General features: G+C 51.0%; 16 protein-coding genes. 9 read left to right on the top strand and 7 right to left on the bottom strand.

Features of this window, described 5'->3' with window-relative positions:
- The first annotated feature begins 33 nt into the window (after nt 1-33).
- Entirely contained in the window at nt 34-948 is a 915-nt protein-coding gene (locus ABVT35_RS17005) for a LysR substrate-binding domain-containing protein (RefSeq protein WP_368467805.1), read from the top strand.
- Here ABVT35_RS17005 and ABVT35_RS17000 read toward each other — a convergent pair.
- Complete coding sequence (locus ABVT35_RS17000; RefSeq protein WP_368467803.1) at nt 938-1,297, bottom strand: hypothetical protein; 360 nt, start codon at nt 1,295-1,297, stop codon at nt 938-940. The genes ABVT35_RS17005 and ABVT35_RS17000 overlap by 11 nt on opposite strands.
- Before the next feature lie 241 nt (nt 1,298-1,538).
- On the opposite strand from ABVT35_RS17000, the gene ABVT35_RS16995 reads away from it, so the two are divergent.
- Entirely contained in the window at nt 1,539-3,335 is a 1,797-nt protein-coding gene (locus ABVT35_RS16995) for an acyl-CoA dehydrogenase (RefSeq protein WP_368467801.1), read from the top strand.
- 104 nt (nt 3,336-3,439) lie between these two features.
- Complete coding sequence (locus ABVT35_RS16990; RefSeq protein WP_368467799.1) at nt 3,440-4,711, top strand: O-antigen ligase family protein; 1,272 nt, start codon at nt 3,440-3,442, stop codon at nt 4,709-4,711.
- A gap of 124 nt (nt 4,712-4,835) precedes the next feature.
- On the opposite strand, the gene ABVT35_RS16985 is transcribed toward ABVT35_RS16990, so the two are convergent.
- Nucleotides 4,836-5,375 carry a sugar transferase gene (locus ABVT35_RS16985; RefSeq protein WP_368467798.1) on the bottom strand — a complete coding sequence of 180 codons (540 nt, stop codon included), beginning with the start codon at nt 5,373-5,375 and terminating at the stop codon, nt 4,836-4,838.
- 282 nt (nt 5,376-5,657) lie between these two features.
- Here ABVT35_RS16985 and ABVT35_RS16980 point away from each other — a divergent pair, with 282 nt between their 5' ends.
- The 6 genes from ABVT35_RS16980 (at nt 5,658) to ABVT35_RS16955 (ending at nt 11,797) form a co-directional block, all read left to right on the top strand.
- Nucleotides 5,658-6,605 (top strand): glycosyltransferase family 2 protein, encoded by a 948-nt coding sequence (locus ABVT35_RS16980; protein WP_368467796.1) that lies wholly within the window; start codon nt 5,658-5,660, stop codon nt 6,603-6,605.
- A gap of 20 nt (nt 6,606-6,625) precedes the next feature.
- Nucleotides 6,626-7,501 (top strand): glucose-1-phosphate thymidylyltransferase RfbA, encoded by an 876-nt coding sequence (gene rfbA / locus ABVT35_RS16975; protein WP_368467794.1) that lies wholly within the window; start codon nt 6,626-6,628, stop codon nt 7,499-7,501.
- On the top strand, nt 7,501-8,073 hold the full coding sequence (gene rfbC / locus ABVT35_RS16970) for a dTDP-4-dehydrorhamnose 3,5-epimerase (RefSeq protein WP_368467792.1): 573 nt from the start codon (nt 7,501-7,503) through the stop codon (nt 8,071-8,073). Before rfbA ends, rfbC begins: the two co-directional genes overlap by 1 nt.
- Nucleotides 8,070-9,140, top strand: coding sequence for a dTDP-glucose 4,6-dehydratase (rfbB, locus tag ABVT35_RS16965; protein ID WP_368467791.1), 1,071 nt, complete (start codon nt 8,070-8,072; stop codon nt 9,138-9,140). Before rfbC ends, rfbB begins: the two co-directional genes overlap by 4 nt.
- A complete protein-coding gene (rfbD, locus tag ABVT35_RS16960) occupies nt 9,137-10,027 on the top strand; it encodes a dTDP-4-dehydrorhamnose reductase (RefSeq protein ID WP_368467790.1) in 891 nt (296 codons plus the stop codon). The genes rfbB and rfbD overlap by 4 nt, the downstream gene beginning before the upstream one ends.
- Nucleotides 10,028-10,321: 294 nt before the next feature.
- Nucleotides 10,322-11,797, top strand: a complete 1,476-nt coding sequence (locus ABVT35_RS16955; protein WP_368467789.1) for a glycosyltransferase — start codon at nt 10,322-10,324, stop codon at nt 11,795-11,797.
- A 49-nt stretch (nt 11,798-11,846) separates the two neighbouring features.
- Here the strand turns inward: ABVT35_RS16955 and ABVT35_RS16950 are convergent, their stop codons facing one another.
- The 5 genes from ABVT35_RS16950 to ABVT35_RS16930 are packed head-to-tail and all read right to left on the bottom strand — an operon-like array spanning nt 11,847 to nt 15,921.
- A complete protein-coding gene (locus tag ABVT35_RS16950) occupies nt 11,847-12,689 on the bottom strand; it encodes a methyltransferase domain-containing protein (RefSeq protein ID WP_368467788.1) in 843 nt (280 codons plus the stop codon).
- A 14-nt stretch (nt 12,690-12,703) separates the two neighbouring features.
- Nucleotides 12,704-13,447, bottom strand: a complete 744-nt coding sequence (locus tag ABVT35_RS16945; RefSeq protein WP_368467787.1) for an ABC transporter ATP-binding protein — start codon at nt 13,445-13,447, stop codon at nt 12,704-12,706.
- A complete protein-coding gene (locus ABVT35_RS16940; RefSeq protein WP_368467785.1) occupies nt 13,444-14,223 on the bottom strand; it encodes an ABC transporter permease in 780 nt (259 codons plus the stop codon). Before ABVT35_RS16940 ends, ABVT35_RS16945 begins: the two co-directional genes overlap by 4 nt.
- Nucleotides 14,216-14,953, bottom strand: coding sequence for a metallophosphoesterase (locus ABVT35_RS16935; protein ID WP_368467783.1), 738 nt, complete (start codon nt 14,951-14,953; stop codon nt 14,216-14,218). Before ABVT35_RS16935 ends, ABVT35_RS16940 begins: the two co-directional genes overlap by 8 nt.
- Nucleotides 14,950-15,921 carry an ATP-grasp domain-containing protein gene (locus ABVT35_RS16930; RefSeq protein WP_368467781.1) on the bottom strand — a complete coding sequence of 324 codons (972 nt, stop codon included), beginning with the start codon at nt 15,919-15,921 and terminating at the stop codon, nt 14,950-14,952. The genes ABVT35_RS16935 and ABVT35_RS16930 overlap by 4 nt, the downstream gene beginning before the upstream one ends.
- Between the last annotated feature and the right edge of the window lie 6 nt (nt 15,922-15,927).

Genomic DNA, 15,927 nt, shown 5'->3' with positions numbered 1-15,927 from the left:
CTAATTTTATTTGTTGCTTGCGGAGCAGATTTCATGAGCTATCAACTCCCGCCTGTTGCGTGGTTAAGGGCGTTTGAAGCCGCTGCGCGGCATTCGAGTTTTGCCGCTGCAGCCGGAGAGCTCAACATGACATCCGCGGCGATCAGCCATCAGATAAGGTCCTTGGAAAAACGGCTCGGGTTTGGTCTGTTCGAACGCCTGCCGCGTGGTGTGCGTTTGACGGATATGGGTGCGGCCTATGTCCCGGCTGTGCGCAAGGCATTCGAGGACCTGTCCGTCGCAACCCTGGGGATATTCGGATCGATTGGCGACAGAACCCTGCGTATCAGGGTGCCGATCTCTTATGCATCGCTGGTGCTGGTGCCCAGACTACCGGAATTCCGTGATGCATATCCCGGAATTGAACTGCAGCTTTGCACCACCATTTGGGGCGACGGGCTGAATTCGGAATCGGTTGATGTTGACATTCGCTACGGCGACGGGAACTGGCCGGATCAGAACGGCAACGAAGGCGGCTGTGAAAAAATCAGCAGCGAAGCGTCGATTGTCGTTTGCAGCCCGGACCATGCGGAGGCGCTTGGTCCTGATGCCGGACTGACCGAACTTTGTCTGGGCAACATCATCGAGATCATGGGCTGCGAAGGCATGTGGGACGATCTGATGAAGCTCAACGGCCTGCATACAAGGCAGCATTCCGCCGGTATCAAGTCCGACACTTCGCTGATCGCACTTGAATATGCAGCAACCGGCAAGGGCTCTGTGCTGGTGCTGGACGCCTTTGCGCAACCTTATCTTAACAGCGGGCGTCTCGTTCAGCCGGTGGATGCGCGCCTGCCGAGTCGCCAGGCGCACTATGTGATGCGGCGCGCCGGTAGCCAGCACGCACCGGAAGTTCTGCTGTTTACCGAATGGCTGCTCGATAGCTTTCGGACTGCGCCTAGCTTTTGACGTCCACGTTCAGGCTGACCCTGTTTGATTCGTAGACCTTGCCGCCTGAATTGTATTTCACGTAAACGTCGATGTTGTATTTGCGCGGCTTGCGGGCAACGACGGACACCCTTATCTGCTTGTTTTTTTCAACCAAGATCACGGGAAAACAGTATGGCCCGGCGCCGGACCAGATAAAGCAGGCTTCCGTGATTTCGACCTCCGTTGTGGTCTTGACCGTGATATCGACCCAGTAGCGTTGTCCGACATGCATGACCGTATCGGTGTGCACCCGCTCAATGACGACTTCGCTGGCTGTGGCCGAAGCGGTAATGCCAAAAGCCAGGATGAAAGCCGCGATAATGGTCATGATTCTAACGCGCCAAAAAACCATCGGAATCCTCCACTGATTAACCCCTTGCGAACATGACACAAAAGGCAATTTCAAGAAATTCACGTTTGCGGCTATGCCACAGCGTGCTTCCGTGACTTTCGAACACTATTTCTTTGCGTGTCGCGCACGGTGCCGGTAAAACAGGTCAAGGATGAACAAATTTCGCGCATGGGGCTCACCCGTGCGCTGTCGGGTTTCCGTCAAACGGGAGGATGTTATGCCGAATATTCTGCGGCGCGACGATGTGGCGTTTCTGCTTTACGATTTTCTGGACCTGGAAGCGCTCAGCCGGTTGCCGCATTTTGCCGATGCGGACCGTTCCGTCTACGACGCGATTTTGGACAGCGTTGAAAAAATAGCGGAGGAACGGTTTCAGCCGCATGCGCAGAAACTAGATGCAAACGAGCCGGAATTCGACGGTGAAAGGGTTCACATCATTCCCGAGGTCAAGGAGGCGATCGATGCGTTTTGCGAAGCCGGACTGATGGGGGCGAGCTTTGATGCGGACGATGGTGGCCTGCAACTCCCCTATCTCTTGCAGACCGCGATTTCAGCCTGGTTTTCTGCCGCCAACTGGGGAACGAGCGGCTATGCCGGTTTGACTGTTGCTGCCGGGAATCTTCTGGCCGAGCACGCAAGCACAGGGCAGAAGGAACGTTATCTTAGGCCGATGGTGGAGGGGCGGTATTTTGGAACAATGGCGCTTTCCGAGCCGCATGCCGGATCGTCTGTGGGTGACATCCGGACCAGGGCCGAGCCGCAGGATGACGGCAGTTACCGCTTGTTCGGCAACAAGATGTGGATATCCGGCGCCGATCATGAGATGTCGGACAACATTATCAATCTGGTGTTGGCCAAAATTCCCGGCGGCCCTCCCGGTGTAAAGGGCATATCGCTCTTTATCGTTCCGCGATACCTCGTCAATGAGGACGGAACACGGGGCGCACGCAACGATGTGCGCCTTGCCGGTCTCAATCATAAGATGGGCTGTCGCGGTACGGTCAACTGCGTGCTGAATTTCGGTGACCGTGATGGGGCCGTAGGTTATCTGATCGGCGAGCCGAATGCCGGGTTGCAATACATGTTTTCAATGATGAACGAGATGCGCATCGGCGTCGGGTTGAGCGCAGCGGCTCTGGCGATGACAGGCTATCTTCATGCACTGGACTATGCGCGTGACCGCACACAGGGACGAAAGATTACCGATCGTGATCCCGCAACCCCGATGATCCCGATCATCGAGCATGCTGACGTCAAGCGCATGCTGCTGCAGCAGAAAGCCTATGCGGAAGGGGCGATGGCTCTGTGTTTTTACGCCGCGCGGCTGAGTGATGAAAAACGCGCGGGCGATGCAGCCCAGCAGGAGCGGGCGACACTGCTGCTCGATATCCTGACACCGATCGTCAAATCATGGCCGTCCGAATTCGGCCTTCGGGCCAATGAAACCGCAATCCAGGTTTTTGGCGGGGCGGGCTATACGCGCGACTATCCGGTCGAGCGTTTCTACCGGGATAACAGGCTCAACCATATCCACGAGGGAACGCGCGGCATCCAAGGGCTCGATCTTCTCGGCCGCAAGGTACCGATGCAGGGCGGAGCGCCGCTGAAAGCGCTGATCTCGGAAATGCAGGAAACGGTCAAGAAAGCAGCGGCGGTGCCAGAACTGGCGGAACTTGCAAGTCAGCTTGAAGGGGCGATTGCTCTGGCGGCAAGCACGACGATAACCATGGGCGGCAAGGCCGGTCAGCTTGGTCAGGAAACCTATCTTGCCAATGCCACTATTTATCTCGATATGCTCGGCCATGTCGTTGTCGCCTGGATTTGGTTGCGCCAGGCGCTGGCGGCGCTCGAACGGCAGGCACGGGCAGGGGAGGCGGCCGGTCCGCTGAGCACCGGCAAGGTAGTGGCATGCCGCTATTTCTTCCGCTACGAACTGCCGGACATCGAGACGCAATGCGCGCTGCTTTCACAAATGGACACGATCTGTCTGGACGCCAGCGCCGACGTCTTCTAGACGGGATCTTTCTGTAGGTTGATGCTCGGCCGGGTTGCGTTGTTGCTGTCTCTTTTCTAAAGCCTTGCTCTAGGCGCATTGTGGCGCGCAAGGAGAACCATCCAGTGGAACCGACCGGACCGCTCAGCAGATTTTTCTGGGTGCACTGGCACCGCAACGACGCCAGCGCCTCGTTGCGCTGGGTGTTGTCTGTGTTCTTGATGTTCGCTCTTTTCCCGGGCATTGGCAGTGGCGGCTCGGTGATGTTTATCGGCCTGTGGCTGTTTGCGGTTCTTTACTGGATCTTCGATCCGGCATGCCGCATTCTCAACACAACCGAACGTACTCTCGTCGCGGTTTGTGCTGCCTATTTCCTGATCACGGCCGGGTTTGCGATCGCACACGGGTTTGCCACCGATTGGCAGGCAAAGCTCGGCTCGGTCTATTCGAATGTGCCGTTTTTACTGTTTGCACCCGTGTTGCCGGTATTGCGGCGATGGGCGCGGCCGGATTGGTTCAGCTGGGTTTTTGCCGGGATAGCTGCAGGCGCGGTCTGTGCGGTACTGATCATGTTGATCGGCGGTCGGTATTCAATAGAAATTCAGCGCGCGGCCTTTAGCGGCAACCCGTTGATTCTAGCGCTTGGGGCGATGGTGTCAGGCCTGCTGTGTGTCCATGGGCTCCTCTTCTTCAAGGGGAAGATGCGTTGGCTTATGGCGGCCGGTGCACTCGCTTCGCTTTATGCGTTGCTGAATACAGGCTCCCGGGGGGCGCTGCTTTCCTATTGCCTGACGCTCGCGGCCTATGGGCTGATCATGGGATACCGGTACCTCGGTTTCGGCTACATGGCCAAGCGTGCTCTCATTTCCGCCGCACTTGTCGGGGTTGTCGGTTTTGCAGTCATTCAAAATGACAACTACCTGTCACAGAGGTTTGAACTTGCGATTCAGCGTTTTGAAAATCCGACCGGCGAACAAGTTGCGGAAGAAAGCATCTATATGCGGCTTGCACTCTACAAAGTTGCCATGAATGCAATTCTGGAACGGCCTCTATCCGGCTATGGACGTCAGAACGTCATGCGTGTGGCGTGGGCGGGGGATGCAAAGAATGCGCCGCGCTTTAGCTATACGCATCTGCACAATGGCTACCTCACCGATACAGTCGCTTCAGGAGTGTTGGGGCTATTTTCTTTGCTCGGTGTTCTGCTGGTGCCGCTGTTTGTCCTTCGCAACGCGCAACCCATCGTCTTTGGCGGCGTACTGTGCGTTTCCGTCTCATACGGGCTCTACGGCATGACGAACCTCTTATTTTATCACGATGTTTCGACGTTTCTGTTCCTCGGATTGATGTGCACTTTCAGCGCACTGGCAATGTTGCCGGAGCCCGATTCCGGCTGAGCGGGCCTACCGGCATCGTCCCAACATCGCAGTTGATTGGCCTCCGGACACAGCATGGGCACGAGGCCTTGTGCGCCCAGCTGCGTTTGAGCAGACAGACTCCACCGTCATTCCAGGCGTGGAACTACCGCCTTAAAACCCTGCCGACTGTTCGCAGACAGATCTGAAGATCGAGCATCAGCGATTGACGCTCCATATATTCCCCGTCGCTGACCGCCAGTTCAGCAGGGCGCGACATGTCGATGCCGTTGATCTGCGACAGGCCGGTAACACCGGGCCTGATGGCAAAAACGCCTTGCCTGCGCCTTTCCGCTATGACGGCGTCCTGGCTTGGCAGGCAGGGGCGGGGACCGACGAGGCTCATATCCCCGAGAAGGATGTTGAGCGCCTGAGGCAGTTCGTCGCACTTGGTGCGCCGCAGGAACGCGCCCATGCGCGTGCGCGCATCCGCACCGATTTCATGCGTGCCCCGGTGCGGGGTACCCGCATGCATCGTCCGCAGCTTCCAGATCGTGAACGGCCTTTCGTCCCGACCAAGCCGAACCTGGCCGAAAAAGGGATTACCAGGTGTCTCGAGGCGAATGAGCAGGGCGAGCAGCAGGATGGCAGGCCATAAAAATGCCAACACAGCAGCAGATGCGATGATGTCGATGAGCCTTTTCATAGGAGGTCTTTATACATCATTGACGAGGACCGTATCCCTTTGACACACTTGTTTGCCAATGGCCATTGAAGGAACCGGATTGGTGAGGCTTTTGAGGTTGGTTAGGCGAAGACAACCTATATTTTTTGGTGTAATTTTTCGTGGGTTTTGCGAAGGCCATTGCGGTGTATAACCAGTCACGCATTCCGTGTTGATTGAGGAGTTCGGTCGTCGTTGTTTGTTGCGGTCAAAGCCGTCAACCAAGCTACAACAGCCTAGATATGTGAGCAGCAGGTCCAGATAGTGCAGTCGCGAATTATCAAAAACCCAGCGAAAATCGCGGTATTGATGGCGGTATACAACGGCGAGCGCTTTTTACAACAACAAGTTGACTCTCTGAGTAGCCAAGGTGTTCCGAGCATTGATGTCTGGGTCAGTGATGACGGGTCGTCGGATGGTTCCCGGAAAATACTGAAATCCTGCAGCGATTCCTGGAGCAAGGGTACATTTCGCGTAGCGGACGGACCGCAAACAGGTTTTTCCGACAACTTTAGAAGCCTGATGAGCAACACTGAAATTCAGGCTGATTATTATGCCTTCTGCGATCAGGATGACCTATGGGATTCTGACAAGCTTCAGGTCGCGTTGAGCCAGCTCGCTTCACTCGGGCGGGATATGCCTGCGCTTTATTGCGGACGAACCAGGATCGTAGACGAATGTGGCCGCCATGTTGGCTATTCGCCCCTGTTTGACCGCCAGCCGAATTTTCGCAATGCCATCGTGCAAAGCATCGCCGGGGGGAACACCATGGTTGCCAATCGCGCGGCCTGGCAATTGCTTGCGGAGAGCGCACGTCGCACTGATTTCGTCAGCCACGACTGGTGGTGCTATATTCTTGTGGCGGGTGCAGGCGGCCGGGTTGTCTACGATCCGCAGGCACATATCAGCTACCGGCAGCACAGTGGCAATCTCGTCGGAGACAATATGAGCCTGCGATCGCGGATTGATCGTGTCAATCGCCTCTTCAAAGGACAATTTGTTTCATGGGGCGACAGGAATCTCTCCAGTCTGCAACAGTGCATCGATTTGCTGAGTGATGACGCAAAGGCAACAGTGGAGGAATTTCGCTCGTTCAGGGCCGAAAAATCGATCATACGACGATTGCGCGGACTGCTGAGTTCCGGCATATACCGACAGAGCCTTCAGGGTAATCTTGGGTTGTTTGCAGCGACGTTGTTTCAAAAGCTATAGTTGAATTTTTTGAGGATATTATGAAGGGCATCATTCTGGCGGGCGGCAGCGGAACGCGCCTTTATCCGCTTACACTTGCCGTTTCAAAGCAGGTGCTGCCGGTTTTCGACAAACCGATGATCTATTACCCGCTCAGTGTCCTCATGCTTTCCGGTATTCGCGAGATCCTGATCATATCCACACCGCGCGATCTGCCGATCTTCAGAGAATTGCTGGGTGACGGAAGCGACTATGGCGTTGCGTTCAGCTACGCCGAGCAGGCTCACCCCAACGGGCTCGCCGAAGCGTTTATCATCGGCCGCGAATTCGTCGGTTCTGACAGCGTGGCGATGATTCTCGGTGACAATATCTATTTCGGCAACGGGCTTTCGGGCGTATGCCAGCGGGCGGCTGCGCGCGACGAAGGCGCTTCGGTTTTCGCGTACCATGTCGAAGACCCGGAGCGATATGGCGTGGTTGAGTTCGATCCCTTGTCGAAACGAGCGCTCAGCATCGAGGAAAAGCCGTCGAACCCGAAGTCCAACTGGGCGGTGACCGGCCTTTATTACTACGACAACGATGTGCTCGACATTGCCAGGTCGATTGAACCTTCCGAGCGGGGCGAACTGGAAATTACGACGGTGAACAACGTGTATCTTGAGCGGGGCGACCTGCACGTCCAGCAGATGGGTAGGGGATATGCCTGGCTTGATACCGGAACGCATGACAGCCTGCACGAGGCATCGGCATTCGTGCGCACCATTGAGCACAGGCAAAGTATCAAGATTGCCTGTCCGGAGGAAATCGGACTGGAAATGGGGTGGCTTGACGCGGATGACGTCTTGAAGCGGGCGGGCTTGCTTGGCAAGACACCCTATGCCGATTATCTGAAGCGCCGGGCGCTGGAGCTGGCGTGATGGAAATCAGAGAACTCGGTCTTGATGGCGTGCTGGAGATCAAACCGCAACAATTTGGCGACGAGCGTGGATTTTTCTCCGAGACCTACAACAGGGCGCGTCTCGCGGAATCCGGCATCAATCTGGAATTCGTTCAGGACAATTTTTCCTATTCTGCCCAGAAGGGTGTTTTGCGGGGACTGCACTATCAACTTCCGCCGGCGGCGCAAGACAAGCTCGTGCGTGTCTCGCGCGGCTCGATCCTGGATGTTGCGGTCGATATCCGGAAGGATTCAGCAACCTTCGGCCAGTGGGTATCGCTCATCATTTCCGCGGAAGCCTGGAATCAGATATTGGTACCCAAGGGCTTTGCCCACGGATTTCTGACGCTGGAAGATCATACCGAGGTTGTCTACAAGGTTACAGAATACTATTCACCACAGCATGACAGGTGCATTCGTTTCGATGACAGCCAGATCGGCATCGACTGGCCAGTGGACACTGCCGATGTGATTTTGTCGGACAAGGACCGGATTGCGCCGGGTCTTAGCAATGCGGACATATTTGAGAAAAGTTGTGGAGCGGGGAAATGAGAATTCTTGTGACGGGCGGCGCGGGGTTCATCGGATCGGCAGTGTGCCGGCACCTGGTCGATGACCAGGCCAATATGATCGTCAATCTCGACAAGCTGACCTATGCGGGCAATCTCGATTCCCTGAGAGCGATCGAAAACCGGCAAAACTACAAATATTTGAAGATCGACATCTGCGACGAGCCCCGCGTGTTGCAGGTTCTGCGGGAAGAGCGGATCGAAGCGATCATGCATCTGGCGGCCGAGAGCCATGTCGATCGCTCGATTGACGGACCCGCGGATTTTATCCAGACCAATGTGGTCGGCACCTATCACCTTCTGGCCGCGGCACTCACTTACTGGCGCGGACTGTCCGACACGGAACAGGCGAAATTCCGCTTTCATCACGTTTCCACAGACGAGGTTTTTGGAGACCTGCCGTTCGAGAGCGGCATCTTCACCGAGGAAACGCCTTACGCGCCGTCGTCTCCCTATTCGGCCTCAAAGGCGGCTTCCGATCATCTTGTGCGTGCCTGGGGTGAGACCTATGGGCTTCCAGTCGTGCTTTCCAACTGCTCGAACAATTACGGTCCGTTTCATTTTCCTGAAAAGCTCATTCCGCTTGTTATCCTCAATGCACTCGACGAGTTGCCACTGCCGATTTACGGCAAGGGCGAGAATGTGCGGGACTGGCTGCATGTCGAGGACCATGCGAGGGCCTTGGTAACAGTTGTGATGCGCGGGGAGCAGGGTGAAAGCTACAATATCGGCGGCAATGCGGAGCGGACCAATCTGCAGGTTGTCGAGACCATTTGCGATCTTCTTGACCGGATGCGGCCCCGTAGCGGCGGTAATAGCTACCGCGACCTGATTACATTCGTTACAGATCGGCCCGGCCATGACCGGCGTTATGCGATCGACGCTTCCAAGATCAAGCGCGACCTTGGCTGGACACCGCGGGAGAGCTTCGAGAGCGGGCTGGAGCAAACGGTCGACTGGTATTTGAAGAACGACTGGTGGTGGCGGCCGATCCGCGAAGGCAAGTATTCCGGCAACCGGCTGGGCGAACTTAACAAAGGCGCGGCATGAAAATTCTTGTCACCGGCACAAAAGGTCAGGTGTCGCGCTGCCTGCAGGACCGGGCGCGGGACCGCGACGACGTGGACCTCGTTGCCGTCGGCCGGCCGGAACTCGATCTTCTAAAGCCGGACGCGATTGGCGATGTCGTTGCGGCACATTCACCGGATATCGTTGTCTCAGCGGCTGCCTATACGGCAGTCGACCAAGCAGAGGACGAACCCGAAATCGCCCTTGCGACAAACGAGGTTGGAGCCGGCGCAGTCGCTGCCGCTGCCAAGGCAGTCGGCGCACCGGTGATTCACCTTTCAACGGACTATGTCTTTTCCGGCGACCTCGACCGACCCTACACGGAAGAGGACAAGCCGGATCCACAAAGTGTCTATGGTGCGAGCAAGCTCGCCGGAGAACGGGCAGTCGCAGCAGCCAATGATCGGCACATCATTCTGCGCACGGCCTGGGTCTATAGCCCTTACGGCAAGAATTTCTTTACTACCATGCTCAGGTTAGCCGAGGCGTGTGACGACATAACCGTTGTCGACGATCAGATTGGAAATCCAACCTCGGCGTATGATATCGCGGACGGGATCTTGCATATCGCTCAAAAGGTGCTTGCGCAGGAGAGCGCCTGCCACTACGGGATATTCCATCTCGCTGGTGAGGGTGCGACCAGCTGGGCCAGCTTTGCCGAAAAGATCATGGAACTGAGCAAAGTGCGCGGCGGGCCGAGTGCAGTGGTTAAGCGTATTTCATCGTCTGAATACCCAGCCAAAGCCAGCAAGCCGGGAAATTCCCGTTTGTCAACGAATAAACTCAGATACCAGCATAGTTGGCGCACCCCGAATTGGAGGCAGGCAAGTGGTGTAGTGCTATATAAGTTTATGAATCCTACAGAATAATACCTGTAATCAGAATTTATATACAAGTCATATACCAGTTTCGTCAGAATATGAAATTTATATTATAAAAGAAATTTAATGAAAAAAGTAAAGAGAGTACTGATAATTATACCTGGATTTATTCCGAGTACAATAATATCTATACTTTACCCACTGTCTGATCTTAGGCGTAAAGGCGAGATATCTACTAGATTCCGCTTGAACAAATTTACACTTAAATCTGACTTAGAGTGGTGTGACGTAGCCGTATTTTGCCGAAATTGTGAGACCACAGATCTTCGGATTTTGTATCGCTTGAAGCGGCTAGGAAAAAAGATTGTCTACGAAATAGATGACAATTTTGAGGAAATATCGCTTCATACAAGTATTGGAATTTATCATCGCACTTTTTTTAGATTGCATATTTTGAAACGTTTTTTTGAACTCAGTGACATTACACGAATTTACTCAAAACGCATGCATGAACGTGCACTTGCACACGGTGCAAAACCGAAGCTGATAAACAGCTATTTTGACACGTCTCTTATCAAAGGATTGGAGCGACGCGCAGCAAGCGGCATCATCAAGATAGCCTATCCCACAACTCGGTTAGATGAGCCGGAGATGGAGGCTCTCCTTTTTTCTTCGTTGAAGACAATTCTTGAAAGATATCCGGGTAGAGTCGAGCTTTATCTTTGGAACAAAAAAATACCTAAACAGCTTATTGGTGTCCAAGGGGTAGTTCTAAACAAGAGGCAGTCCAATTATCGAAATTTCATTAGATCATTCTACAGTGCGGGTTTTGATATAGGGCTTGCTCCTGGCATTGATACTCCTTTTTTCCATTCCAAAACGAACAATAAATACAGGGAGTTCGGCGGCTGCAAGGTTGCTGGTGTGTATGCCAACTTTCCACCCTATTCAGATTCAGTGGAGCATGAGCATAGCGGTATATTGGTTGATAGCACGGCGAAGGACTGGGTGGATGCCATCGAGCGACTCATCCTTGACGCTGAATTACGCGAACACATTGTCTCCAATGCTGCAAGCGACATATCCTGCAACTATAATTTCGAGGGTGCGGTTGACGTGTGGCGTACATGTCTCAGCGAGCTTGAAAGCGATCGTTACGGCGCTTCACATTGGCTTCCGCCACTAAAAAGACATGTGCAATCCTTCGGCGTTATTTTGACACAAAAGACGTTAGAAGAACAAAATAGAGATAAACGCTGTAATTGGATCAAGCTGTCAGCAACCAATATTCAAAACTTTAAAGTAGTTGAAAAGAAAGATTACTTACAATTAGATTCCTCAAGCGAATACAATAACCTTATTTCGATATTCTTGGTGGATGACAAGCAAGATTTAAGTATCCTTTTAACGGTATTGCCTCGTTGGAAAAACGCAATCATTGATTTCTCAAAATTCGCGGGAGAAATTGACGAGGCCATTCATCGGCTTCAAAAGGTTGCAAATGATGTCGACGTGAGTTTTGTGTTCAGTGTAAATCAGGCCAAAAATTCCGACACAATTCAGTCGCTCGCAGAACGGTATCTTATTACCGAGCCATCTAATTCGCCCATCATCAATGAATATTCACTTGATGGATATCCAGCAATTTATCTTGATCTACTTGAGAAAGTTGCTTTCAAACCCCCTGAAAAAACGCTGTATTGGGTTCATAAAGTAGCTGCAATTAGGGCTTTTATGTCAATCTGTTTTAGAATAAAAAGATATTTTGAAGTTATATTTCAGTATATATATTGGTTTTTTCGATTCTCCAGGTGGTAAATTTCGAATATTCATTAATATATATTATTATTATAAATAATACTTAATATCATTCGCCTATATATCGGCGCAATGTTTGGATCATGTAGTCCAACTCAAGTGCAAGTTGATTTACAGGAGAAAGCAAACCTCTCCTGTTGTACAAGCCACTCTTTTCGAACGATCCGGCCAAGTACTCCCGGGCTCGTGATGTCATTTTATGCGATTCTTTACCTTCTAAAAAATCAACTTGTCTACGCAAATAATGCAATTGATCCTCGGCAAGTTCGCGGGGATCATCACTATTAGCCACGGGAGCGGTTTCCGGTCGTATGGGGCATGGCTTAACTGCCTCCAGCACGTATGAAATTTGATCGACGACATTCAACTTACTCGATCGGGCAATCCGTTTTTCTTTCTCACTCAGGTCCTGATATTCAGGGAAATAGTAGTAGAAAATATCAAGGGTTCGAAATTCAATGCCGAGCTCGGCGTTTGCTGAATACCGCAGACCCCATTGAGGGCAACTTGGGGTGGCATAATCATCTTTGTCTGTAGCATTACAAATTGTTTCTGATGAAAAAAATCGAAATGTGTGCTCGTTGAAACAGATATTATTGTTGTGAAATGGGTTGGCAAAATTTGCCGTTGTCATGAAATAAGGAACGACAATATTAGACTGACCGCCGGGCTTGAGCACCCTGTAGGCTTCCTTCATTACGTGAAAAAAACCATCGATGCTGAGGTGCTCCAGTGTATGCGAGGAATAGATGAGATCAACACTGCTATCTTCGTAAGGGAGATATTCCTCATTTAGATTGAGTATCAAATCTGCATCGCTCATCGATGAAAAATCGATACCAACTGCTCCTTCTATCTTCTTTTGCCCGCAGCCTAAGTCAAGTATCAACATGCCTTATTTCCAATCTACTTTATCATTTTTGGCGCTCTATTCTCGTATTCATTAATTACTACTTCGGTCGGGCCATCAGAAATTATTTTCCCGTGGTGGAGCCATATTACCCTGTTGCAAAATTTGCGAATAATACCCATTGAATGGGAGCTTATTATTGTTATTTTCCCTTCGGAAAGGAGCTTTGCAATTCGTGCTTCTGCTTTATCTGAGAATTGAGCATCACCGGTGCCGATTATCTCGTCAGCGATGAGAATATCTGGCCTTATTGCAGTTGATGTCGCAAATGCCAGACGCATAAACATACCGGTTGAATAGGTTCTGGCGGTTTGGTGCAGAAAATCGCCAAGTTCTGAGAATTTGGCGATTTCGTCAATTTTGCCTTCAATTGACTTCTGTGATTCACCAAGGAACATAAGCCTGGTGCGAATATTTTCGACTCCGGTGTGATGAAGCTCGAAACCTGTCGCCATGTCCAAAAGTGGAGACACACGACCATCTATGCGTGCAAATCCGCTTGTTGGTTGGAAAATTCTAGACATCACCCTCAATAAGGTGCTTTTTCCGGCTCCATTTAGTCCAATTAGGCCTACTCTTTCTCCGCCCTGGATTTTTAGGGAAATGTTATCCAGTGCTCTGAAGTAATTTTTTCTCCGGCCCTTGTTTCGGTCGAGCGCGTTAAGCAGTGATTGTTTTAAACTCGCACCATCTACTGGGTCCAACGGATAATCTATATATATGTTTTGTAGATCGATCATGACAAAAACGGGATGTAACGCTCAAAGCGAAATTTGAGAATTGCGCGCAGCATTAGAAGAACAAAAACGAACGCAAAAGACACCAAATAGTGATTGAAATGCGCAAACTCTCCCTGCAATATTGGATACCGTACGATCTCAATTAAAGACGCAAACGGATTCACGTAGACCGCCATTCCCAGACCTCTTTGTATAAGAACTTCAGCAGGATAAATAACCGGCGTAACCACAAATAGCAGGCTGAACAGGCTGGCTAGTCCGTGTTGTAAATCTCGGTATCGCAGACCAAGATACGCAAAAGATCCAATGGCACCGTATGAGTACAAAATCAAAAGCAGCAGACCTGGCAGAGTGAGCAAAGCACCCAGCAATGTCAATTTTTGAAAATATGCGAGAACAGCCAGTGCAGTTGCCAATCCAATAGCCAGATAGATCAACTGTGTAAAGAGGGTTCGAAACACAAATATAGATGGAGAAAGTGGTAGTTGCTTCAAATATCCGTGCGCGTTGACAAATGCACTGCATCCCTCAACGGGCGAAGCAGAAATAAATCCCCAAACGGCAAAACCCATTGTCAGGAATGGGATGAATTCGGCCGGGTCAAGATTGAATACTGCTGACCATATCAAGCCGGCACCTACAGAGAATGCAAGTTGATTGACAACCTGCCATACCACTCCAAGCTTCGATCGTCTAAATCTGCTTTTGATATCCGAATATGATAGATAGCTCCAGATCGGATAATTATCTATCAGAAGCCTGATTTCATTAATCATATTTGGACCGTGAAAGAATTTCTATCACTGAGTGATCGATACTTGCACGCCTTAGAAGGTTTTGATAAGCGGAGACGTCATAGCTGGCACGATAAAAGCAAATAGCTTTGGAAGCAGGATTGATGGAAGCATAGCTGGGTTCAGGAATCCAATCACGCGGTTGTCCGACTGATCCTGGATTAATAACTGTGAGTTCCCCAGCTTTTTGCTTCATTGGGTGATGAGTGTGGCCTAGCACTAAATAATCTTGCCGTAGCTTGCTCAAGAAATCGATTGGCGTATCAGGATATATATATTCCTCCACATTCGACGGGCTGCCATGGGCTATCAGGATATTGGTCTCTGCGGTCTTTTCCCCTCCGTGCGAACTTGGTATATTGATAGATAGCTTGTCCGGCAATGACGCAAGCCACTTATAATTGCGCGCGCTGAGTAGCCGACGTGTAGCTTCAATTCGATATGCAAGTTCCCTTGTTGCTGGATATTCAAGTTCACCTAGGATGTATTTATCGTGATTTCCTTTAATACACTGAACTTTGCGCTCTCTTAGCAATTGGCATACTTCGTTTGGTTCAGTGTAGTAACCTAATATGTCTCCGGCACAAAGGATTGTTGTATAAAGCGGAATTTTATCCAAAACGGTCTTCAGCGCTGCCAAGTTAGCGTGGATATCTGAGATGAGATAAACTGGCTTGCCTCTCGCATCCAGTTGCTGTTCTTGCGTTCTCATTCGTCGAAGTAGGTCTCTTCATAATATCGCAGAAATTTTCCAGATTGAGCTATTTGCCACTTCGAGTAAGGCTTCTGCATTACTATATTAGTGACGAAGGCGGCACAGGAATTGAATCCGTAGTAAGCTTTAGATGCTTCTGTCGAACTTAGTCTGCCGTTAATCTCAAACAGAACCGGGCCTTTGTCGGTCAATATGAGCTGGATGTTTACGTGTCCGAAATCCAAACCCTCTTTAACAAGCGCGTCCCCGATATTTACGATATATCTGCTGATATCGGGGTCGTTGACAATCTCCCCGTATAGCGAGGCGCCATCAGGTGATAACAACCGCTTAAAAACTATGTGGGTGTATCGCTTCGTGAATCGGTCAATATATAGGCCGCAGGTATATTCTTCACCCAATAAATGCTCTTGTACCAGGAAGGCGTGAGGGTTTATATCAAGTTTTGAAGCTTGTTGCTTGTCGTTCAATCGAAATATGTTGCGCGACGATGAGCTGTGGTTTGGCTTCACCACTATTGGCCCTTCTAAGTCGGCGGATTGAAGGAACTCGCTGAATGTGCAGGTTTTAGGAACTCGAATGTCGTGTTTGGATAATACGGCTGAGGTGCGTACTTTATCCATACAAATCTCGACGATTGATGAGGGGATTGAGGCGACTTTCATCGTCTTATCTCGGAACTTAGCTAATTTTGTTAGCTCATGCTGTGTCCCGGGGAAAACGATGTCAATCTGATGCTCATCTACATATTTCTCAAGAAAATACTTATAATTCGGCTCGCTCGCGAGCGGAAAGATCGGGGCTTTGACAATTGGTGCGGTGCGTCCAGAAAAATAGCGTCCCGCTGCTAATGTGTTACTATTAGCAAAGTGTATTCGTACTTCGTCCTGTTTGTCACATTTGGATAATGCTTTGTAGATGCTTTGACCCATCACAGAGCCTGCGCCCGTAATTAGAATGTTCATCAATTA

Source organism: Hoeflea sp. TYP-13 (genome assembly GCF_040932035.1).
Lineage (GTDB): Bacteria > Pseudomonadota > Alphaproteobacteria > Rhizobiales > Rhizobiaceae > Hoeflea_A.
This window is presented reverse-complemented; position numbering and strand designations above follow the sequence as displayed.